The organism is Chitinophaga ginsengisoli (assembly GCF_003014595.1).
Classification (GTDB): Bacteria; Bacteroidota; Bacteroidia; order Chitinophagales; family Chitinophagaceae; genus Chitinophaga; species Chitinophaga ginsengisoli.
Genome location: NZ_PYGK01000004.1, coordinates 53,921 through 75,335, shown reverse-complemented (window position 1 = coordinate 75,335; position 21,415 = coordinate 53,921). Strand labels below are relative to the sequence as shown.

Below are 21,415 nucleotides of genomic sequence, written 5' to 3'. Positions count from 1 at the left end.
GGATTCTCTTAGTGTTTTTTACGCTAAGTAGCTCCGGTTTCAGCATGGGATGGCGGTCGGCGCCTCTCTGGAAGACTATCGGGCGTTGTCAAGCGAATCAGGGTTTGAATATCTATTGGGCAGCATCTGTCGTATCACCGGAGAGCCGAAGGCCCGCCATTCCCATCTGAAACCGCTTGCTACTTCCGCTGTCGCTCTTACTGATTATACGGTTAACTTATCAGATGTCTTTTTTATTTATTCCTCCAATTTTTATCTATTCCTCCAATTGAAAATCCAGTTGGGATATTCAACCGGTAGTTTGCTCACTTCGTCCAATTGTTGTAGTTCTTGTTCTGTGAACTGAACATCTGTAGATTGCAGGTTATCATTCAGCTGGGATAACTTGTTTGCGCCTATTATTACACTGGTCACAGCTGATTGATGTAAGAGCCAGGCCAGTGAAAGCTGGGCAACAGTGACGCCTTTCTCTGCAGCCATCGTGTGTAACACATCCAGGATATTAAAAGCACGTGCTGTATCCACAGGGATGAAGGAATATTGTTTATAACGACCTGCATCCGTTGCTTCACCATTCCGCTTGTATTTGCCGCTCAATAAGCCTGCGCATAAAGGACTCCATACCATCAAACCTACGTGCTGGTCTGTCAGTGCCGGGATTATTTCACGCTCTAGTTCACGCGTAGCGATGGAATAGTGGGACTGCATAGAGATATATGGATGCAGGTTATGTTTTTCTGCACAAGCCAATGCCTTCATCAGATGCCAGGCTCCGTTGTTGCTTGCGCCGATATAACGCACCTTGCCACTGGTCACCAGGTCATCAAAGGCCCTTAATGTCTCTTCCAATGGCGTTATTGGATCATAGGCATGCGCCTGGTAAAGGTCAATGTAGTCCGTATTCAGGCGCTTTAAACTTGCTTCCACCTGTTGCATGATATGCTTGCGGGACAGTCCCTTGTCATTGACGCCAGGCCCCATTGCGGCGCAAACCTTGGTGGCGATCACCAGGTCGTCCCGCTTTAAGCCCAGGTTCCGGATGGCCTGTCCGGTCAGTTCTTCCGACATTCCTTCGGAGTATATGTTAGCGGTATCTATGAAGTTGATGCCCGCTTCTACTGCACGTTTGAACAATTCATTCACTGCCGCCTGTCCCAGCGTACCTACTACCTGGTATATCCCCTTTCCACCAAATGTCATGGTGCCAAGGCATAAGGTGGATACCGACAGTCCTGTGTTTCCTAATACTTTATACTTCATGCGATCTGTTAAATTATTTATCGCACAAAAGTATCCGGCAAAGGCTCTGGAAAAGAGCCGTGATCAAAGGAAAAAGTACAAAAATCAAATAAGTTGTAATGGAGGAGCTACTATGAATGGCGATTCATTTCCTGAATGCGAGCGGGGTGGTGTTGGTGTTTTTTTTAAAGAAATTGTTGAAGTGGTTAGGATATTCAAAGCCAAGACTGTAAGCTATATCCGCTATGGTCCAATCAGTATGTTTCAGCAGCGCCTTTGCTTCATTTAGTAACCTGTCTTTGATATGTGTGGTCGTGGACTTACCCGTGATCTCCTTTACGGCGAAGTTCAGGTGATTCACATGTACGGAAAGCGTCGCTGCATAATCGCCCGCCCTTCTAAGCACCAGTGTACGCTGTGGAGACTCAATGGGAAACTGTCTTTCCAACAGTTCTATGAACAGGGAGGCGATCCGTTCGCTGGCATTCCTATGCCTGGCAGCATTCATTGCAGGCTGCATCTTCATCGCCTCATGGATGATGAGATTGATATAACTTCTGACCATGTCGTATTTATGGACATAATCAGCATTCACTTCGGCGATCATCCTGTCGAATAAATGACGGAATGTAGCCAGTTGTGTTTCATCCGGGTAGTAAACGTTGTCCCCTCCTACCCTGAACAAGGGAGATTCCTGCAGGCTTTCATTCCGTTCTTTGGTCCTGAAGAATTCTTCCGTGAAAACACACCAGTATCCGCGACGTTCGTCGTCTTCCGTTTCAAAGGAATAAGGCACTAAAGGATTAGAGAATACGATGGCTGGTCTGTTTCTTTCAATATTAATAGTCTTGTCGGCAAAGTGTAATCTGCTATCACCAATGATGATCCAGATCTTGAAATAGTCGCGCCGGTGATAAGGCAGAGAGATGGGCACACTCTTCACTTCGTAGTACGCGGCATTAAAATCAGGCGGTGTATTATTATAGAAAACAGGTATCCCTGCTTTCACCCTTTCAGCTACGGTTAGATTGCCAGACATGAGGCGAAGGTACGAAAATCAAATAGCTCTTACATCCCCATTATCTTCCGCAGCACCTTGTCTTCCCCATAGATATCCTCATGGAATACAATGCGGCCGTCCCTTCCCTCTGCGGTAAAGTATCGCAGGTAAATAGGCACTGAACGCTGGATATCGATCTGTTTCTTATTGCCGTTTGCCAGCCACATACGCATACTGTCGCGCGGGTGACGGGCGTCGCCCTTAGTGAGGTACATCGCCAGGCTATCCCATTGCTGTACCCTTACACAGCCATGGCTGAGCGCCCGGTAAGCATTGGAGAAAAGGCCCCTGTTATTTGTATCGTGAAGATATACCGCATATTTGTTCATAAAGTTGAACTTCATGATACCCAGGGAGTTTTCCAATCCGTCCATCTGCCGGAGTACGTAAGGAAAATAATTTTTACTCATACGGCTCCAGTTCACGCTGTCGGGATTGATAGCATTCCCGTCCCTGTCAATGATCTCCAGGCTCTTTTTGGCCAGGTAGGCCCTGTCTCTCTTGATGGCAGGCAGCATTTCCTTGATAGTGATGCTGAAAGGCACCCGCCAGTAGGGATACATGATGAAATTGGTCATACGGGAATTGAGCAGTGGCGTACGTGTACGCGGCGCTCCTACGATGATCTTCGAGGTGAGTGCTACAGACCCGCTATCCCATAGTTCCATCCTGTACCCGGGAACGTTCACCATGATGAAGCGCTCAGGAAGAGTATCCGGCAGTTTACGCCAGCGGTCCATATTCACAGCCACCTGCGCACTCCAGTCGCGGAAGGTCTTATTCAGTGCCTGGACAGTCTTTTTACCGGCCTGGCCATCTTCATACATGTTAAATTCTTTCTGAAAAGCACGGATGCCCTTCTTCAGTATAGCCGTATCAGCACCATGGCCACCGGAAGTATCCAAGTGACCGCTTTGTGCCAGGCGATTGATCAACTGCTGCCGGAAGGCCGGCGTATCGGTGTATGAGACAGGCAGGGAATCCCATTTCATCTCACTATATTTTCCTTTAAAGTTGATCCAGGCTGATTTCAGCTGTTCATAACCCTTCTGCTGCGGCTCCTGACTTCGCAAAGTGGCGCCAACGATATGCTGATGTAGAGCGGTTGTCAGGTAGTTGGCCAGTAGCGTGTCTGAATAAACGGAATCCCTGCGTAAGGTGATACTATCCCTCGGCGCGATACCAAAACGCAGATGAGAGGCCATCTTCATAAAAGCGTCTGTCATCAATACGTCTACCTGTGCCCAGAGCGCGGCATCCTTCCTGGCTGCATCATCTTCTTTAAGGCGTTTCATGGCCTGTGCCAACGCCGCATTGTGATAGATAGCCGGATTCAGCCCCGATTCATCGGCATGAGATACATAAAAGAGCAGGGAATCTGCCTGGGGGTCCAACACTCCTTCTGAAGACCATACGGGATTGTTACTGGTCTGCTGGTAGAAATAAGTCAATGCCCCGCCGCGCAGCGCAGGCACACTATCCTCCATGACATCTTCATTGTCCACTATATATTCGAGACGTTCTGCTATGTTTTCCGGAATTACTTCACTTAGTTGCCGTACATCCTTTACTATTTCTTTTTCCCGGAGCACCCGCTTTCTGTGGCAGGCAAACAATGAAAACAATACAAGTGCAATAGTTAAATTGTCCCTTAGAAACCTATACTTCATTGGCGATTAAAACAATGGGGTAAAGATAGGCATTTGCTATTTGCTATATACAAATTTTGAAAAATATATTGTTTAGCGTTAGAAAGGGGTAAATAATAAAAGGTGTATCGAAAATACGATACACCTTTTTCAGTCTCCTCACGGAAACCTCGGAAGAACAACAATTTACTAATAGATTGGAATAGTTATTTACAACAATTCTTCTTCACAAACAGTGACTGGATAAACCGGAGTACTGTCATCAGTGCCTGCTTCATTTTCTTTTTGTTGAAATATTAAAAATATTGTGCTCGAACCGTAATGTAAAGGTATTAAATACATTGCGAGTCATATCACCAAATAATTGTGTACGGTAAGAAAAATCCAAACGGGTCACACTATTAAAGATGAACTGGATAGCCGGAGCGATATCCAGGTACTGGCTGCGGCTCATTGCGTCTGTATTTGCCTTACCCAGGAATTCCACATAGAGGTTCAGATTGGTCTGCTCATAACTGCGGTAAGTCCGGGGTAATAGTAAATAACCCGCTGATAAACTATAATTTACAGCATTGCCGGGCATATCAGGCGGACGATTGTCTTTGGTATTGTTCATAAATCTGTTGTACCCCAGCGTTGCAGAAAGTGCCAGTTTATGCAGCAATTGGGTGGCTATCAGCCCACCTGCCACACCCGAAGCGCCTCCTTCCAGGTCTAGTTCCTGGTTAGTGTATGGTTTACTGATATGATCCCGCATTACCGGCACAAAAGGATTATTAATAACAGCGCCTTTGACATAGGCTGCCATACGGAAATGGGAATGCACATCATCTTTTGACAGGAAACGGTATTTGGCATAGACGCTTGCGCCCTCCCATTCAATAGAAGGCTGCATCTGGTTGGATGCCAGTCCGGCTACATGTACCATCAGCTTTTTAGAGATTCCCCACATTAGTTCCGGTTCTATACGCATTCCCGTTACTCCTTCAGCTTCCATTTTAAAGAAGCGGTTGGTGACCCGCAAACCCAGGGAATTGGCCGGCATATTACTGGCTGGTTCTGTAGAGACATATAACTCCTGCGCATGCAGCCATGCAGGCATAAGGAAGATGATAAAGAATAAGGTTCTTTTCATTTACTAGTATTACTGTAGCTAAGTGCCGGTGAATCAGATGATAACATGGTAAATACGCGCCGGAGCAGCTTGTCCGCCGGTCTTACAGCAACCCGCCATTTTACCTGTCTGGTAACAAGGCATGGTGGTTTGTGTACTGAACTGCTTAAACTGTTTCGCAGATACGAAGTCCTTGTCAATGACAGTCAGCTGTCGATCACCTGATAGTACCTGCTGTTTGGCATTCACGAAATGAAAAGTAGCACCGGCATACTGGATATGAGCATCCTTCTCCACCGCTACTTTATCAAATGAGGCAGTTAATACCAGTTTGGCTACAGAGAAACCGGCATCTTCCACTTTTGCCTTGATCTGGTCTATGTTCACGGTAGCGCCGGGTTTAAAAGACAGGAGGAACGTGGTGCTGTTCAGGTCTGTATCTATCTTATCAACAAAAGGGAGCGTTTTCAGTGCTTCCAGGGTAGCCCGGGAACACATGGCACAGGTTAAGCCCGAGGCTTGTAAGGACGCTTTGCTGATCTGTGCGGAAGAAGTGAAATTGAGGCCTATAGCCAGGAATATAATTGCCAGGAATGATTTCATGATCTGATAATTTGTACTTGATAATAAGCATATTGTACTGCTTACGCTTGCGGCGCAGCAACTAATAATTCACTCAATGTACATTCAGATCAAATAAGTGCAGTATTGTATATACAGGGGAATACATTCACAGTCAGGTGGACCATGATTATTAATAACAATACGATGGGAAATGGTCAATGCAGACACAGGCACAATGATCACCGGCAGACTGAGTGCCTTGACGGATGGCTCACTGTTTTGCTGCACTTTGCCAACTTCATGAAAAGAAACGTCTGCCTTACAGTATTTGTATTCGTCTTTACAGCATTTACCCTTCTTTCCGGATTTGCTGCACATATTACAAATATCATCGGCATGAGATTTAAAATCTACCGCAGCCAGCTTACCCATGCAGTAATGTGCGTTCACCGTGAACCCACTGGTGAGCGTGACATACAGGAAAGCTAGTAATATGGTTATAAATCTCTTCATGATAGCGGAGGCAAATTTAGCAATTTACTGCCAGATTTGCTTAAACTCCTACGTTCTCTTCGATTTTATCTGCCAGACCCAGTAATAATGACATGCTGGCCGCTTTAGTAGCTTCGGCCCTGACGTGGCCGTCTCCATCATTTTCAAATAGTACGTCCTGCCCGTTTACGTTCACGAGAAAGCGGGGGGAGTGACCGTTCAAAGGTTTCACTACATACCTGTCTGTGTTGATAACTACTGTAAAGGCCTTCATGTTAAAATGCTTTATACAAACTTAAACAAAGAGCACGCCAGAAGGTTGCAGTCGTTATCTGACTGCAACCATTTGACAGTAGTAAAACGGTTTACTTGTTACAGACTTAATGTCTTGATTTAAAGAAGTTTACGGTATCCGATAAACGTAATTTCAGGCAGTTGTTAACGTTTTGTTAGTTAATGAACCACCAGCGGATTCCCAGTCTGAACGTGAAGTTATTGTATGGATAGGCCGGCGCAGCAAAGTTATTTGTCGCAAAAAATGTATTCAGGTTCTCTCCTCTGATAAATGCAGATAAAGACTTGATCCTGAAGTGTACAAATGCCGCCAGATCAGGTGCATAATACTTCACCCGTTGTGTAGTCTGATACACAAATTGACCGGTTACGGGAGAGTAATCGTCTGCATAATAAGCCGTATTATATTTCGCTTCGATACCTGCCATCAGGTTCAGGTTATTAAATAACCTGTTTTCATAGGCCAGCCTGTGACGGGTCCAGATGGTAGGCACATTGATCCTGCCATCGCCGTGTACCTGCTGGAAGGCGAAATCCATATACCAGTTATAATGTTTATACTTGAAATGTTTACTGAAGATAACCTGCAACAGGTTGAACAGTGCTGGCGCTTGTTTACTGGTATAGTAATTTTCGAAGTAAGTATAGTTCTCGATCAGGAAATAATTCACTGCCAGGTTATACTTTAATTTTTTGTTGTCGGCAGCAAACTGCAATTGTGTAATATTCTCCTTTCCAAGCGTGCTGTTATACCAGCTATCGTAAGTACTGCTGAAATATTTGTAGACATACGAGGCCTCACGGTTGGTATTACTGAAGAAGAGATGCACATTTCCCAGTGTTTCATTCAGGTAGCGGCTCAGCATACCGGTGACGTTGTAGTCCCCGGAATTTTGTCCTGCCAGATAGAGTTCACCTTTGGCAGAGAGATCCCATTTCTGGTTACGCGTTTTATTCCGGTATTCACCGTGTACCACAAAGTTGTTGAAGTTGATACCGGCATCCAGGAAGGTACCCCTGATATTTTCATACCTGGCCCCCGCACTGATAAAATGCGCCTGGTTACCCCTCACCGGGAATTGTATGATGGAGAAATCATTGGAGATAATACGCCAGTCGTGCTGTGCTCTGACGGTATCACCAGTGAATCCCCATTTATAGCGGTTGGTATAATAGAACGTATCTGGCTGCCCATCCAGGTAGGATGCGCTGTTGTTATCTACCTTGAAACTATATTGTACGCGGAAGAAAGGGTCAAATTTATAATAGTCCGTAGTATCGTTTACGTGAATCGTATCTCCTTTACCCCAGTCATACTGCTGCACCAGCAGGATACCCGACTGCCTCTGCGATGTTTTCACTGGCAGCGTGGTGCTGAACAGGCCTGTGGTAGCAGAAGAGTAGTTACCCAGGTTCACGTCAATGGTCTTACGGTTATTGTAACGGGGATTATCCAATACGGTATCGCCCTTGCGCAAACCACCGTTTTCACCGTTGTTAAACTTGTTGTAGTAATAGCTGAGGTATGCATTATACCGTTTGTTCCTGCTATTGAAGCGACCTGTAATGCGATATACGTCGTGATTAGTGGATTGAGATCTGAAATAACCAGGGGCATAGATCTTATTGTATTCAAAACCGAAGTTAAAATGGTCTGTACGATTTTGGGTATGCAATACACCTATTTGTTGTTCCTGCTGACTACCAACCATATACAACAGCTCCGAGTACGGACGGTTGGTATTATAAATACGCGCATTTTCATGGGTAAATGCGTAAGGATCAAAGATATGGAAGCCTGCATCAAAACCTGGTTTCATGAAAGGCGTAAACATTACGTTACGGGCAGGAGCGCCATTATTTCCCAGGAACACGAAGCTGCCCGGAATGCGCAGAAAGGTGCTGTTAAAATCAGCTATAGAGGAATCCAGCCTGAAGTCGGTAGGTTCTCCCAGTCTGCGGTAGGTGATGGTAAGTGTATCCAGGTCATGCTTGTGGCTGCCGGTATCTTTTTGCATGGAGGAAGAACCACCGCCGCCCATATTGCCGAAACGCTGGCCTATCTGTGCCTGCAGTTGCTGCGTACCTACCAGCAAACAACATATTAAAATAAATGACCTCATCCTTTGATATATTTCCTGCTTCGTTCTTCTTTTGACTTAGATTACCTTGATCAGTTCCCTGAAAATAAGCGTTAATTTCGGTTCAGCCGCATTAGCAGCTTCCAGCACCTCTTCGTGTGTGATCACATTTTCCTCTTCCCGGATGCCAATATCAGTGATAACACTCATCGCGAATACTTTTAAGCCGCTATGAATGCCCACTATTACTTCAGGTACCGTACTCATACCCACCGCGTCTCCGCCAATGATATGCATATACATATATTCTGCCCTGGTTTCAAAAGTAGGCCCCTGTACGCCTACATACACGCCTGTATGCACATGAATTTCGTTGGCCTGTGCTATTTCTTTTGCTTTGGTAATCAGTGCCTTTGAATAAGGCTCACTCATGTCCGGGAAACGGGGCCCCAGGGTATTGTTATTCGGGCCGCGTAGCGGATGTTCCGGCTGCAGGTTAATATGGTCCCGGATAATCATCAGGTCACCCACTTTAAAAGCCCTGTTCATCCCACCGGCTGCATTGGAAATCAGCAGGGTATGTACGCCAAGTGCCTTCATCACCCTTACCGGGAAGGTTACCTGCTGCATGGATAGGCCTTCATAATAGTGAAATCTGCCTGCCATAGCTATTACCGGACGCCCGTTCATTTTTCCCAGTATGAGACGGCCCTTATGACCTTCTACGGAAGAAGAGGGAAAATGGGGGATATTTTCGTAGGGGATTTCCGTACTGTCGGTAATATCATTCGCCAGGTTACCCAACCCGCTGCCCAGTATGATGCCCACTTCCGGGGTCCCGGACCATGATTTTCTGATGTAGTCCGCGGCAGCAGCTATTTGTTGCAAGAGATCACTCATTATATTATGTCTTTAAAACAGGTTGCCGCAAAGTTATTTTTAATTCACAAAACACTACGGTTTTATATTTAAATCATAATGACCTATTTTAGCGGCAAATTTTTCTCAGATGAACTTACATGAATACCAGGCTAAAGAACTGTTGAAGAAATATAATGTACCGGTACAGGAAGGGATTCCGGTAGATACCCCTGAAGCGGCGGCAGAAGCTTACAAGCAATTAAAAGTGCAATATGGTAATGAGTTTGCTGTGGTAAAGGCGCAGATCCATGCCGGTGGACGTGGTAAAGGTACCATTCGTGGTAAAGAGCAGAGAGGTGTGGCCGTGGGTAAGAATGCCGAAGATGTAAAAACCATTGCCGGTAACATCCTTGGCGGTGTACTGGTAACCATCCAGACCGGTGAGGCCGGAAAATTAGTTAACAAGGTGCTGGTAGCGCAAGACGTGTACTACCCTGGCCCTAACCCCATAAAAGAATTATACCTGTCCATCCTGCTGGACCGTGCAAAAGGTCAGAACGTGATCATGTACTCTACAGAAGGTGGTATGGATATCGAAGAAGTAGCGCACAATACTCCGGAGAAGATCTTCAAGGAGTTAGTACAGCCGAACACTACCCTGCAGCCATTCCAGGCCAGGAAAATAGCGTTCAACTTCGGCCTGAGTGGTGAGGCTTTCAAAAACATGGTGAAATTCGTGACCAACCTGTATAACGCTTACGTAGGTCTGGATGCAGCTATGCTGGAAATCAACCCATTATTCAAAACCAGCGACGACAAGATCATTGCTGTTGACTGTAAACTGAACCTGGACGACAACGCGCTGATGCGTCATCCTGACCTGGAAGCACTCCGCGATATCTCTGAAGAAGATCCAACTGAAGTAGAAGCAGGTAAATACAACCTGAACTACGTAAAACTGGATGGTAACGTAGGTTGTATGGTAAACGGCGCCGGTCTGGCAATGGCTACCATGGATATGATCAAACTGAGTGGTGGTGAGCCGGCTAACTTCCTGGACGTAGGTGGTACTGCCAACGCACAGACTGTAGAAGCAGGTTTCCGCATCATCCTGAAAGATCCTAAGGTAAAAGCGATCCTGATCAACATCTTCGGTGGTATCGTTCGTTGCGACCGTGTTGCACAGGGTGTGATCGACGCTTACAAATCTATCGGTAACATTACTGTTCCGATCATTGTACGTCTGCAGGGTACCAACGCTGAAGAAGCTAAAAAACTGATCGAAGAAAGCGGTCTGACCGTTCAATCAGCTATCCTGCTCAGCGAAGCTGCTGCACTGGTGAACAAAGCGGTTACAGCTTAATAACATGAAGTAGCGATTGACTAAAAAATAGAATAAATAATCCCTGGACGATGTCCGGGGATTTATTTTTTATGCTTCCCCGGTTTTGGTATGTTCCTCTCTCTTGTATTTCTATCACATTTTTTCCGCTTTTGATCACTTAATGGCTCACTGCCGGCGAAAAATCGTACCTTCATAATCCATCCTTAACTATATACCTGCGTCCTGCAGGCGTTGATTTCTTTTTTATATATACCAAATTGTACAATTATCATGAAGCGCTTCCGCGACTTTTTCCTGTTTTGTTCAGGCGCCCATGTGCCTATGTTGAAACGGGCACCATCAGAAACCAATAAGTATGGCGGTATTGGTGCTACGATTTTCTTTACCGGATTACTGGCAGCTTTTTCGGGAGGGTACGCCCTTTGGACAGTATTCAGTTCTCCCTGGGGAGCCGTCGTGTTTGGGCTTGTCTGGGGATTGATGATCTTTAACCTGGACCGTTATATCGTGTCCGGCATGAAAAAACGTAACAATTTCTGGAGTGAGTTTGGTATGGCATTACCCAGGCTTATACTGGCTGTCCTGATTGCCATTGTCATCTCCAAACCACTGGAACTGAAAGTGTTCGAGAAAGAGATCAACCAGGAACTGATTGTCATGGAACAGCAGGTATTCAAAACACAGGAAGACAAGGTAAAAGACCGCTTCCAACAGCGGATCAACGTGTTGAACGCGGAGATCACGCAGCTGAATACAGCTATCCAGCAGCAGGCTACGAAACTTGACACGCTGCAGATCATCGCACAGCAGGAAGCCGATGGTACAGGTGGTTCACGCAAACAAAACCTGGGGCCCATCTACAAGGCAAAAAAAGCTGATGCCGATACTGCAGCCGCCATGTTAAAGCGGATCACAGACCAGAACGGCGCCCTCATTGCACAAAAGAGGCAGGAACTCCTGTCCATTGACTCCACCCAGAAAGCGACGGTAGGAGGACTTAACCGGAGCAGTATAGATGGACTGGCATCCAGGCTGGATGCGCTGGGACATCTGACAGACCGCAGTGTACCCGTACGCTGGGCAAACTGGTTCATTATCCTGCTGTTCATTACTATTGAAACTGCGCCGGTATTTGTGAAACTCATTTCTCCCCGCGGACCGTATGATGACCTGCTGGAGGCTCACGAGCATGCTTATATCATCTTCCGAAAGGAAACGATAGAAAAGCGGGAAAGGGAACACAATAAACGAATGATGATCGGACAACCAGCCGTCAATTCGTAGCCATCCAACTAAGCGAGGGTTTTCGGGTCAGGTGGGTTATAACTGGGTGCCAGTCCCGGGTATAATCCATCCTGACCCATTTTATTTGTAGGAGAATAAGCAGAGAAGATAGTCCCCGTCCATAACAACATAACTTGATAGGATTCCGTCAGAAGTCCCCCTTGTTTGTAGCCGGGTTGATAACCCCGGGGACGGCGAAGCGTCGAACAAGCATCGAACAAGCGTCGAACAAGAAACAGACACAGGTCCACATCTGGTACAGGAAAAATGTTACGCCGCCACCAGTTCCACCTCGTAAACGGGACTAAACAGATACATCCTTTTCGTCGCGACCTCTTCACACCTGTACCGTTTACGTATACGCTCGCCCCGACGAAAAATACGGCCGTCTTTTGTACGGAACAACTGATTGGGCGCCAGTTGTTCTACCAGGAAATGATTTTCCTTCTGCGTATCATAGCGTTTCAGTACACGCATAAGATCATCATCCGCGCAGGAACTGGCTGCCGGGTTCTGAATACTTTGCCGTAAAGCCATTTCCACATCCGGTGGAAGATACCCTTTGCCGACGAACTGTTTCAGTATATTGGAAAAATGCTGTTTCCACTCCTTCCCATGTGAAGCTACCGAATTGGCATACTGCATATAGGTGGTCAGGTGTGAGATTTCGTGCAGGAGCGTGATCAGGAAAGCATATTTGTTAAGATTCCCGTTGATGCTGATCCGGTGTCCTCCCCTACGGTCAGGATGTCGGTAGTCCCCCAGGATGCTTTGCCGTTCACGCGTCACCGTCAGGTGTACCTTATAATCTGTGAGGTAGGCCATTACCTGCTCGAAGGTTCCTTCGGGCAGGTATGCAGCTAATGCATGTAAAGGAGCCTCCTGCTTCACGAATCTTTAATTTTTCTTTCTGGTAATTTTTTGCAGACTGATGTTCTCGCATATAGCGTATACAATGTAGAAGAACATCAATATAAAAATAGTGATTCTGCTTGTATTTGCCCTGTTCGCTACGGCATAAATAGTAATACCGGCCAGGCATAACATCATTCTGCTGATCATGGAGCCATATACCCTTAGCATAAAGATGCTGTTGTTTTCGGATTGTACCCCTTTGCGGCTCATATTGTAGGTGATGCCGGAGATTGTAGCTAAAGCCAGGTTGCCGAAGAGCAGCACATTATGGTGGGCTCCCTTATCCAACAACCAGGCTTTTGATAATAATAAAGCGCCGTTCATTATGATGAATACGCCAATAACTCTAAAGTAAAACCTGTCACTCATTCCTACTGGTATCTTTGATAATTTGGCGCAAAATTAAGACTAAAGCTAATAAAGACAAAATGATCAGAAAGAAGGGGAATGACCATCCTGTCCGCTGGTCTATTTTATAACCAGCAAATACCGCTAAGCCTAATGTGGCCATCATCTGAAAAGCCAGCCCAGTGTACCGTAAAATCAGCCTGTTATCAGGCTTCTTCCGTGGCTTCTTCTGTGAAAACGGGTCTTCCATTTTTTTCTTTCAGGTTTGCGTTTGCACTTGTGCTTGCACTTGCATTTGCAGCTGCCACCTCTTCAGGTTCCATGTAGCAACGACCGTTGAATTTCGCTGTTGGCTCCATTTCAAAATGGGCTGTATACAGATCTCCTTTTACCAGGGCATTGCCTTTCAGGAAAAGCAGATCTTCAACTTTGACAATACCAGTTACTTTACCCAGGATGTCAGCGCTCTGACATACCAGATCACCGATAATCTCCCCTTCAGGACCTACCACAATTTTAGCTTTTGTTGATACCAGGCCTGTCACCTGTCCGTCAATGCGAATATCGCCTTCGCACACGATGTCTCCCTGGATGGAAGTTCCACTGCCGATAATGTTCACATTGGAAGAAGGCATTACTGATTTGCTCTCGCTTCTGGCATTACGATTGTTGTTGCTAAACATAGGATTTTAGGTTTTTCAGCTTTTAGTGTGATGTAAGATAGTATTATTTATTAACATATTATTACATATTGACAATCACTTCTTTTAAGAAGTTATCCACATTACCCCCTTAACGGTGATTCGGACCCTTGGCGTATCTGCTGACAATATATTTTTTAGTCTCAATTATGTTGTGCCCCCTTAATAAGTGCTGTTATCTACTTTAGGAACTTTAATAGTGGTCGTGTCCAGTTTACTGGTAGAAAAATCTCCGTTGATAACCTGCTTGATGTTTTCCAGGTATTTGTCGCGTGCATTAATGGCAGACTCCAGGGAATCGGTACGCATCTTCAGGCGGATGAACTCCCTCCGCTGTTTCAGGTCGCCATACCCGGGAATGTAATACCGCAATGGAGTAAATACCACTGTTGCAACGGTGATCGTTACCAATAGTACAAATAAAGTACTCAGAGCAACATACACACTCATACGGGATAATTTGAACGAAGTTACCTCTTCATAGGTATTGTCATTCATAATTACCAGGCGGTACCTGTTCCCTATCCGCCCCACATTTCTACCTTTTCTATCGCGCTTCTTAGCCATAGCCGCTATAAAACTTGAATAATTTTTCTGATTATCAACCGGCTAAAGTTAAACATTTATATTATTTCGTATTTAAAAAATTAAGTGTTATCCCTTTTTATTCCGGCGGCCCACTTTGCCCCCCTCAAAAAAATTATCCTATCTTTAAAAAATAATTTCCTGACATATAAGTTATATAGGTAAGCCTATACACACCCTGGCATCCATGAATTATCACAGATCAGTTCGCATATATCTACCATATACCTGTTTAGTAGTTTTGTTTTTGTGCTGTATGAATGCTAACAGGGTCTACGCCCAGCGAAGGGATACCACGGTTACTAATCAGTTAAAGAACCATAGTAGCAGGATGCCCCAACGCACCATGCAAAAGCCGCTTGTGCCGAAAGTTGCACAGCCACGCGTGGAAGACCGGCGACCACCCTCAGAATTACTGGCAGAAAAAAAATGGACCATTAAACGGAAACTGGTGCAGAACATGCTGGCCAGGTATAACTACTTATATAATGCCCGGAAGAAACTCCGCCTCATTACCCATAATGTGAGCCGCCAGGGTCAGGACAACTATAATTATCTGCTGCCTTTCTATCCTTACAGTCTCCAGAACCTCGGTCTGAGCGCCGGCGACCTGGATACTGTTATTGAAAAGGCTTCTATCAATATACAGATCCGCGATCCACGCAGCAAATGGATTGATGACAGTTATCTTGTGATCGGCCAGGCCTACTTCTACCAGGGTGAATGGGATAAGGCCAGCCGTACATTCCAGTTCATCAATACCAAATTTGCTCCCAAAAAGAAAGACGAGTATAAAACAGTCATAGGGTCCAGTCAAAAAGACCAGCTCAGCATCGCTTCCCGCGAGAAAAGAAAGCCGCCCTTCGGCTACTTTAAACATACTTATGCCCGTAACGACGCTTTTGTGTGGCAGGCCAAGACCTTCCTGGAGATGAAGGAATTCGACCAGGCCCGTTCCCTGATGAATGTTGTGGAGCATGACCCTTATTTTCCTAAAAGGCTTGCCGGCGACCTGGCCGAAGTAAGAGCCTACGCCCTGTATAAACAGGAACGCTTTTCCGAAGCGATCGTTCCACTGCAGATAGCTGTCAAAAGTAAAGGTAACCGTGACGAGCGGGCACGTATGTATTATATACTGGGACAATTGTATACCAACTACAGTCACCCGGACTCCGCTGTGATGATGTTCCATAAAGTGATCAAACAGAAGCCGGACCCGATGATGGACTTCCAGGCCCGTATGCAGATCGCCAAACTGGATGCCACCAGGGAAGGCGGCTCCTTTGATGAAAGCCTGGCACGTCTGAAAAGGATGGCACGCAGGGAAAAATACATTGAGTTCCGCGACGCGATTTATTATAATATGGCCACCATCGTGCTGCCTAAAGATCAGGATCTGGCCCTCCAATACCTGGGCCAGTCGCTGAAGGTGGAAAGTTCCAATACTATGCAGAGAGCCTTGTCATTCAAGGCGATAGCGGACATTTATTACGGACAGCGCCAGTATCGCCTGGCCAGGAACTTCTACGACAGTACCGCCAGCGTCATGCCGCCTGAATTTACAGACTCAGCTATCGTCAACAAGCGCAAACGTGTACTCAACGACGTAGTGATCCGTGTGGAAGCTATCCAGAAAGAAGACAGCCTGCAGCGCATCGCTGCTATGCCGGAATCTGACAGGAAGATCTTCCTCGAAAAAATGGCCGCTACCATGCGTAAAGAGGCGGAAGAAAAAGCGAAAAAGCAGAAGGATAATGCAGATAACGGGATTGATCAGCAGGAAATGGCTAATAACAATCCGTTAGTGAACAATATGAATAACAGCCCTGCTACTCCCAAAAAGGACGACCAGGGCGACTGGTATTTCTATAACAATGCCAGCAAATCTTCCGGATTCTCCGAATTCAAAAAACGCTGGGGTAACAGGCCGCTGGCCGACAACTGGCGCAGAAGCCAGTCTGGAGCCGCCGCTGCCAATCAGCCTTTGCAAACGGAAGATGAAACCAACAATCCTACTGCTGCTGCGAATGCCTCCAAGGCACCATCAGACAGCGCCACGGCCCAGGCACTGGTTAAAGGACTGCCACTTACACCAGACGACCTCCTGAAATCCAACGTGGTCGTTGAAGACGCCTATTATGACCTGGGTAAACTCTATAACGATCAGCTGGACAATACCGAGCTCGCTATCGAGACTTACGATACCCTGTTGCACAGGTATCCACAGCATCCGCATAAAACAGAGGTCATCTACTCCCTGTATATCTGGCATACCAAACTGGGCCATACCGCCCAGGCCGCGAAATACAAACAGAACGTAATGACCCTCGGGGATTCCAAATTTGCCAGTATTATCAAGTATGGCTCCCTGCAGGATATTAACCAGGAAAAGAAAAAGGAGATCTCTACCGCTTATGATTCTGTTTATGTAAACTATAACAGAGGAAACCTTGAGGGAGCGATGGCTTTGAAAAAGGCCGCTGACTCTACTTTTGGCCTCAATTTCATGCAGCCTAAATTTGATCTCCTGGAAGCCATGATCATTATGAAAATGGACACCTGTGAGTTTGGACGTCAGGCAGTTGTGAATGTCATCAATAAATATAAACAGGATGACGGGATCCAGGAGAAAGCGAAATCTCTGCTGGAAGCACTGGATAACAGGGCAGCCCTGGTGGTATACCTCTCCAGGCTGGAAATTGAGAAAAGCAAGGATAACAACGTAGTAGATGAGAATATTTCCATCCGTTACCCATGGCAGAACCCGGAACCAAAATTTGATACCAAATTTGATTCCGTAAAGATCAGAACTGCCACGGCCGACTCTATCAAGCTGGCAGCCAATGCCGGACTGAAAGTAGCACCGCTGCCGGCACCATTGAAACCTATTACTATTTATAAACTGAATGCCACCAATCCGCATTTTGTGGTGCTCTCTTTCCAGCGTGTCTCAAAGGCCATTATGGACGAGGCACTGACACAGTTCACCAAGTACAATGCAGCCAAACATCCGGGAGAGAATATACAGGTAGCCAATTTTGTGTTGACACCACAGGATGTGATGCTCATCTTCAGACTTTTCCCGAACGAGGATAAGGCGCTGGATTATTTTGACGAGATCAGGATCGGTGCCGATAAGATCATTCCGCGTATCCGGCCGTCGGATTACTCTATGTTCATCATTTCCAGGGATAATTTCATCCAGATGAACAGTACCAAGGATATCACCGGGTATAAAAAATTCTTTGACGATAACTACGTTACTCAGTAACAGACAGTAAGATAGAAAAACATACTAATTTATTGGGGTACATCAATCAGTCTTTTAACAATATTTGGGGGACATCAACCCGTTTTTTTTAATAGTTTTGTCCGCTGTCGTAAGCACGGCGTAATAAGGCCCGTAAATTGCTATATCTTGAGTAAAGCCAATAAAAGCGATGCTGGCCGCGCAAATCAAACATTTAAAGCAAGTATGAAAAAATCGGTTAAAATATTGTGGATCACAGTTTTATCACTGACTGGGATTTTCCTGTTATTGATCCTGCTGGTGAATTTCCGCATTATTGGCTCTATGCCATCCATGGAGACCCTGGAAAACCCAAGGGCTGCCCTTGCATCTGAAGTAATTGCCGAAGATGGTACCATCCTGGGTAAATATTACCAGGTGGACAGGTCTAGCTCTGACTACAACGAAATTTCGAAAAATGTGATCAATGCCCTGATTGCTACAGAGGACGTCAGGTTCTATGAGCACTCAGGAATAGACCCTTATGCAACGATCGCCATCCCTTTTTACCTCGCAGTGGGTAAGAAAAGAGGTTCCAGTACGATCACGCAACAGCTGGCATTGAACCTGCAGGCCGATAATACAGGTGCGGTACGTGCTTCAAACATTATAAGAAGAGGATTCCAGAAAATGCAGGAATGGCTGATAGCCGTAAGACTGGAGCGTAACTTCACCAAACAGGAGATCATTACCCTTTACCTCAATACGGTGCCATTCGGCGATAACGTATACGGTATTGAAAATGGCGCCCGTACCTTCTTCAGTAAAGATGCAGGTCACCTGTCCATTGAAGAAGCTGCTACCCTGATCGCTATGCTGAAAGGTACCAACCTGTATAATCCTCGTCGTAATCCGCAGATGGCATTAAGTCGCCGTAATACGGTGATAGAGCTGATGGAGAAAAACGACTTTATTACAGAGGCGGAGGCAAATGCTGCTAAAAGCAAGCCTATCGTACTGCGTTACAATAAGATAGATCACAATAAAGGACTGGCGCCCTACTTCAGGGAAGTATTGCGTGACGAACTGAAAGATTGGTGTAAAAACCACAAAAAGGCTGATGGCTCCGAATATAACCTGTACCGCGATGGTCTGAAGATCTATACTACCATCAATCCACGCATGCAGCTGTATGCCGAGGAAGCAGTAGATCATCACCTGAAAGATCTGCAGAAAATATTTGCAGCACAATCCAACATCAAATCCGGCAGTGTGTGGAAGAACTGGCAGACATATATAGACCGCTATATGAAGGAATCCGACCGCTACAAGGCAATGAAGGATGACGAAGCCAGCGATGATGATATCAAAAAAGCTTTCAACACCCCTGTAAAAATGAAGGTGTTTGCCTGGAAAAGCTTTACAGAGCCTGAGCTGAATGAAATGGATACTGTCATGACACCGATAGACTCTATCAAATATATGAGAGCTATCTTACAAGCTGGCTTTATGGCGATGGACCCTGAAAGCGGTGAAGTGAAAGCATGGGTAGGTGGACCTGATTTCCGTTATTTCAAGAATGACCACGTAGTCAAGACCCGCAGACAGGTAGGTTCTACCTTCAAACCCTTCCTGTATTGCTTTGCCATTATGAATGGCATGTCTCCCAGCACAGTACTGCCTAACGAACCGGTATCATTCCCTAAATATAACTGGACGCTGAGCCGCAACTCTGAAGGTAGTGTAGGAGGTAGTATAACGATGGCGGGCGCACTGGCCAAGTCGTTGAACCTCGTATCTGCCTACCTGATCAAACAGTTAGGCCCACAGGCCGTTGCTGATTTTGCGAAAAACAAGATTGGCTTCTCCGCTGATATTCCGCCTTATCCATCCATTTCACTGGGTACGCCGGAGATCTCGCTATATGAAATGTTACAGGCCTACACGATGTTCCCGGCCCGTGGAATTATCACGAAACCGATCTACATCACCCGTATAGAAGACAGAAATGGTAACATCCTGCAGACCACCGCGCCTGAGAAGCGTGAAGTGATCAGCGAGAATGAATCTTATACCATGGTGAAAATGATGCAGGGCGTGACTGGTCCCGGTGGTACATCTGCACGTTTGCGTTTCCGTTATGGTATCCAGAGTGAAGTGGCAGGTAAGACGGGCACTACCAACGATAATACCGATGGATGGTTCCTGGGCTTTACGCCCCAGCTGCTGGCGGGTGCCTGGGTAGGTTGTGAAAACAACTTCCTCCATTTCAGCAGCACTGCCAACGGTCAGGGTGCTAATACAGGTCTTCCGATCTGGGCTTACTTCTTCCAGAAAGTATATGCAGATAAGACATTGAAAATAGACGACAAGGCTACCTTTGCTATCCCTCAGTCTATCAACAGTGAATTCTACCAGAATTTTGAAGAGAACTATAAACCACCGGCAGAAGCTGATGACCAGGGTAATGGAGGCGCCAGTGATTATATAGATGTGAATGAGGCAGAGGCAGAAGCTGATAAAGCAGCCAGAGAAAGAGAAAAGGAAAAGCAGAAAGAAGCCAATAAGGACAAACCTGCTGCTCCTACTACTCCCAAAGCGGCTTATCCTACACAACCAACCAAACCACAGTAATTAAGTACCAACAGATAAAAGGCGTCCGGTTTAAAACCGGACGCCTTTCATATATATCAGGCCGTAAGCGGGCTATTTCTTTTCTTCTTCTTTCTTCTCCTCTCCTACATAATGTAGTTCCGTATATTTCATCGCGTTAGTGATCAGTTGTATGCCCAGTTTCAGGATCAGCGCTTCCTCTTTGGCTTTCAGTTTTTCAACATCATCTGTCGGCTTGTGATAATCATCATGCGGACCGGTATGCAGGAAGATCACAGGCACCTGGTGCATAAAGAAGTTATGATGATCTGAAGCGCCCTTGCCGGATCCGTCAGTAAAATAGTGGATACCGGGTTCCTGAGCATCTTTGAATACCGCAGGCCATTCCTGTGCAGTAGCATAACCGCCAATGCCGATGCCGCGTTCTTCATTGTACCGGCCTATCATGTCCATATTCAGCATGAAATGTACGTTGGTCAACGGGATGGTAGGATTGGACGTAAAATACTTTGAGCCCTGTAAGCCCATCTCTTCTCCCCCAAAGGAAATGAACAGGAAATTAAATGGTTCTTTCTGCCCGTTCTCTGTAAAGTAGCGGACCAGTTCCAGCAGTCCTGCCACACCAGATGCATTGTCGTCAGCACCGTTGTGGATCTGTCCTACCGGGTATTTTCCGTCAAACAATGCTGCTGTACCCAGGTGATCATAGTGAGCACCGATAATGATAGTTTTAGCGGCCCCATTGTCCAGGAAGCCGATCACGTTTCTGCTGGTCAGGTTGTGGTGTTCTTTTCTGTCGAAAGTAAAATCCTGGAAGTAACTGTCCCCATTGCCCGGCATGAGTCCTGCCTGCTTAAATTGTTTGGCTACGTAATTACTGGCTTTGATACCGCCTTTTTCATTGGTACCGCGACCTTTCAATTTGTTAGATGCCAGATAGCCTACTGTTTTTTGTATACGGCTGGCAGATGGTTGGTAATCCTGTGCATAAGATGTAGAATAAACAGTTGCGGCTGTAGCCAGAAACAATAGATATTTCAT

At 46.0% G+C, this 21,415-nt stretch carries 19 protein-coding genes; 4 read left to right on the top strand and 15 right to left on the bottom strand.

Going from position 1 to position 21,415, the window contains the following annotated elements:
• Positions 1 to 252 precede the first annotated feature (252 nt).
• From CLV42_RS11140 to CLV42_RS11100, 9 genes are all read right to left on the bottom strand, one after another.
• On the bottom strand, positions 253 to 1,260 hold the full coding sequence (locus CLV42_RS11140) for an aldo/keto reductase (RefSeq protein WP_106602001.1): 1,008 nt from the start codon (positions 1,258 to 1,260) through the stop codon (positions 253 to 255).
• A gap of 124 nt (positions 1,261 to 1,384) precedes the next feature.
• On the bottom strand, positions 1,385 to 2,278 hold the full coding sequence (locus tag CLV42_RS11135; RefSeq protein WP_245901607.1) for a helix-turn-helix domain-containing protein: 894 nt from the start codon (positions 2,276 to 2,278) through the stop codon (positions 1,385 to 1,387).
• 29 nt (positions 2,279 to 2,307) lie between these two features.
• Positions 2,308 to 3,969 carry a L,D-transpeptidase family protein gene (locus CLV42_RS11130; protein WP_106602000.1) on the bottom strand — a complete coding sequence of 554 codons (1,662 nt, stop codon included), beginning with the start codon at positions 3,967 to 3,969 and terminating at the stop codon, positions 2,308 to 2,310.
• 253 nt (positions 3,970 to 4,222) lie between these two features.
• Positions 4,223 to 5,083, bottom strand: a complete 861-nt coding sequence (locus CLV42_RS11125) for a transporter family protein (protein WP_106601999.1) — start codon at positions 5,081 to 5,083, stop codon at positions 4,223 to 4,225.
• 33 nt (positions 5,084 to 5,116) lie between these two features.
• Positions 5,117 to 5,665 carry a heavy-metal-associated domain-containing protein gene (locus CLV42_RS11120; protein WP_106601998.1) on the bottom strand — a complete coding sequence of 183 codons (549 nt, stop codon included), beginning with the start codon at positions 5,663 to 5,665 and terminating at the stop codon, positions 5,117 to 5,119.
• Positions 5,666 to 5,749: 84 nt separating this feature from the next.
• A complete protein-coding gene (locus CLV42_RS11115) occupies positions 5,750 to 6,139 on the bottom strand; it encodes an HYC_CC_PP family protein (RefSeq protein WP_106601997.1) in 390 nt (129 codons plus the stop codon).
• 40 nt (positions 6,140 to 6,179) lie between these two features.
• Positions 6,180 to 6,392, bottom strand: coding sequence for a hypothetical protein (locus tag CLV42_RS11110; RefSeq protein ID WP_106601996.1), 213 nt, complete (start codon positions 6,390 to 6,392; stop codon positions 6,180 to 6,182).
• 175 nt (positions 6,393 to 6,567) lie between these two features.
• Complete coding sequence (locus CLV42_RS11105) at positions 6,568 to 8,535, bottom strand: putative porin (protein ID WP_106601995.1); 1,968 nt, start codon at positions 8,533 to 8,535, stop codon at positions 6,568 to 6,570.
• Positions 8,536 to 8,571: 36 nt separating this feature from the next.
• A complete protein-coding gene (locus CLV42_RS11100; RefSeq protein WP_106601994.1) occupies positions 8,572 to 9,393 on the bottom strand; it encodes a purine-nucleoside phosphorylase in 822 nt (273 codons plus the stop codon).
• Between the two features lie 109 nt (positions 9,394 to 9,502).
• Here CLV42_RS11100 and sucC point away from each other — a divergent pair, with 109 nt between their 5' ends.
• Positions 9,503 to 10,717, top strand: coding sequence for an ADP-forming succinate--CoA ligase subunit beta (sucC, locus tag CLV42_RS11095; protein ID WP_106601993.1), 1,215 nt, complete (start codon positions 9,503 to 9,505; stop codon positions 10,715 to 10,717).
• Between the two features lie 252 nt (positions 10,718 to 10,969).
• Positions 10,970 to 11,983, top strand: coding sequence for a DUF4407 domain-containing protein (locus CLV42_RS11090; RefSeq protein ID WP_106601992.1), 1,014 nt, complete (start codon positions 10,970 to 10,972; stop codon positions 11,981 to 11,983).
• Positions 11,984 to 12,253: 270 nt separating this feature from the next.
• On the opposite strand, the gene CLV42_RS11085 is transcribed toward CLV42_RS11090, so the two are convergent.
• The 5 genes from CLV42_RS11085 to CLV42_RS11065 form a co-directional block, all read right to left on the bottom strand.
• Positions 12,254 to 12,874, bottom strand: a complete 621-nt coding sequence (locus tag CLV42_RS11085; RefSeq protein ID WP_106601991.1) for a SprT-like domain-containing protein — start codon at positions 12,872 to 12,874, stop codon at positions 12,254 to 12,256.
• Positions 12,875 to 12,880: 6 nt separating this feature from the next.
• A complete protein-coding gene (locus CLV42_RS11080; RefSeq protein ID WP_106601990.1) occupies positions 12,881 to 13,267 on the bottom strand; it encodes a hypothetical protein in 387 nt (128 codons plus the stop codon).
• Positions 13,260 to 13,496, bottom strand: a complete 237-nt coding sequence (locus tag CLV42_RS34595; RefSeq protein ID WP_089834922.1) for an AtpZ/AtpI family protein — start codon at positions 13,494 to 13,496, stop codon at positions 13,260 to 13,262. The genes CLV42_RS11080 and CLV42_RS34595 overlap by 8 nt, the downstream gene beginning before the upstream one ends.
• Positions 13,453 to 13,929, bottom strand: a complete 477-nt coding sequence (locus CLV42_RS11070; RefSeq protein ID WP_106601989.1) for a bactofilin family protein — start codon at positions 13,927 to 13,929, stop codon at positions 13,453 to 13,455. The genes CLV42_RS34595 and CLV42_RS11070 overlap by 44 nt, the downstream gene beginning before the upstream one ends.
• A 180-nt stretch (positions 13,930 to 14,109) precedes the next feature.
• Entirely contained in the window at positions 14,110 to 14,514 is a 405-nt protein-coding gene (locus CLV42_RS11065; protein WP_106601988.1) for a hypothetical protein, read from the bottom strand.
• Between the two features lie 274 nt (positions 14,515 to 14,788).
• Here CLV42_RS11065 and porW point away from each other — a divergent pair, with 274 nt between their 5' ends.
• Both porW and CLV42_RS11055 read left to right on the top strand, forming a co-directional pair.
• Positions 14,789 to 17,803 (top strand): type IX secretion system periplasmic lipoprotein PorW/SprE, encoded by a 3,015-nt coding sequence (gene porW / locus CLV42_RS11060; RefSeq protein ID WP_170117469.1) that lies wholly within the window; start codon positions 14,789 to 14,791, stop codon positions 17,801 to 17,803.
• Positions 17,804 to 18,007: 204 nt separating this feature from the next.
• The gene (locus CLV42_RS11055; protein WP_146154365.1) at positions 18,008 to 20,395 is read left to right on the top strand and encodes a penicillin-binding protein 1A; all 2,388 of its coding nucleotides are present in this window, start codon (positions 18,008 to 18,010) and stop codon (positions 20,393 to 20,395) included.
• Between the two features lie 72 nt (positions 20,396 to 20,467).
• Here CLV42_RS11055 and CLV42_RS11050 read toward each other — a convergent pair whose 3' ends face one another.
• Complete coding sequence (locus CLV42_RS11050; protein ID WP_106601985.1) at positions 20,468 to 21,415, bottom strand: M20/M25/M40 family metallo-hydrolase; 948 nt, start codon at positions 21,413 to 21,415, stop codon at positions 20,468 to 20,470.

Bases quoted from the DNA above. Each gene is read 5' to 3' on its own strand.
- CLV42_RS11100 (WP_106601994.1), bottom strand. From the start codon at position 9,393: ATGAGTGATCTCTTGCAACAAATAGCTGCTGCCGCGGACTACATCAGA.
- CLV42_RS11055 (WP_146154365.1), top strand. From the start codon at position 18,008: ATGAAAAAATCGGTTAAAATATTGTGGATCACAGTTTTATCACTGACT.
- CLV42_RS11140 (WP_106602001.1), bottom strand. From the start codon at position 1,260: ATGAAGTATAAAGTATTAGGAAACACAGGACTGTCGGTATCCACCTTA.
- CLV42_RS11065 (WP_106601988.1), bottom strand. From the start codon at position 14,514: ATGGCTAAGAAGCGCGATAGAAAAGGTAGAAATGTGGGGCGGATAGGG.
- CLV42_RS11115 (WP_106601997.1), bottom strand. From the start codon at position 6,139: ATGAAGAGATTTATAACCATATTACTAGCTTTCCTGTATGTCACGCTC.
- sucC (WP_106601993.1), top strand. From the start codon at position 9,503: ATGAACTTACATGAATACCAGGCTAAAGAACTGTTGAAGAAATATAAT.
- CLV42_RS11130 (WP_106602000.1), bottom strand. From the start codon at position 3,969: ATGAAGTATAGGTTTCTAAGGGACAATTTAACTATTGCACTTGTATTG.
- CLV42_RS11125 (WP_106601999.1), bottom strand. From the start codon at position 5,083: ATGAAAAGAACCTTATTCTTTATCATCTTCCTTATGCCTGCATGGCTG.
- CLV42_RS11135 (WP_245901607.1), bottom strand. From the start codon at position 2,278: ATGTCTGGCAATCTAACCGTAGCTGAAAGGGTGAAAGCAGGGATACCT.
- CLV42_RS11105 (WP_106601995.1), bottom strand. From the start codon at position 8,535: ATGAGGTCATTTATTTTAATATGTTGTTTGCTGGTAGGTACGCAGCAA.
- CLV42_RS11070 (WP_106601989.1), bottom strand. From the start codon at position 13,929: ATGTTTAGCAACAACAATCGTAATGCCAGAAGCGAGAGCAAATCAGTA.
- porW (WP_170117469.1), top strand. From the start codon at position 14,789: ATGAATGCTAACAGGGTCTACGCCCAGCGAAGGGATACCACGGTTACT.
- CLV42_RS34595 (WP_089834922.1), bottom strand. From the start codon at position 13,496: ATGGAAGACCCGTTTTCACAGAAGAAGCCACGGAAGAAGCCTGATAAC.
- CLV42_RS11090 (WP_106601992.1), top strand. From the start codon at position 10,970: ATGAAGCGCTTCCGCGACTTTTTCCTGTTTTGTTCAGGCGCCCATGTG.
- CLV42_RS11120 (WP_106601998.1), bottom strand. From the start codon at position 5,665: ATGAAATCATTCCTGGCAATTATATTCCTGGCTATAGGCCTCAATTTC.
- CLV42_RS11050 (WP_106601985.1), bottom strand. From the start codon at position 21,415: ATGAAATATCTATTGTTTCTGGCTACAGCCGCAACTGTTTATTCTACA.
- CLV42_RS11080 (WP_106601990.1), bottom strand. From the start codon at position 13,267: ATGAGTGACAGGTTTTACTTTAGAGTTATTGGCGTATTCATCATAATG.
- CLV42_RS11110 (WP_106601996.1), bottom strand. From the start codon at position 6,392: ATGAAGGCCTTTACAGTAGTTATCAACACAGACAGGTATGTAGTGAAA.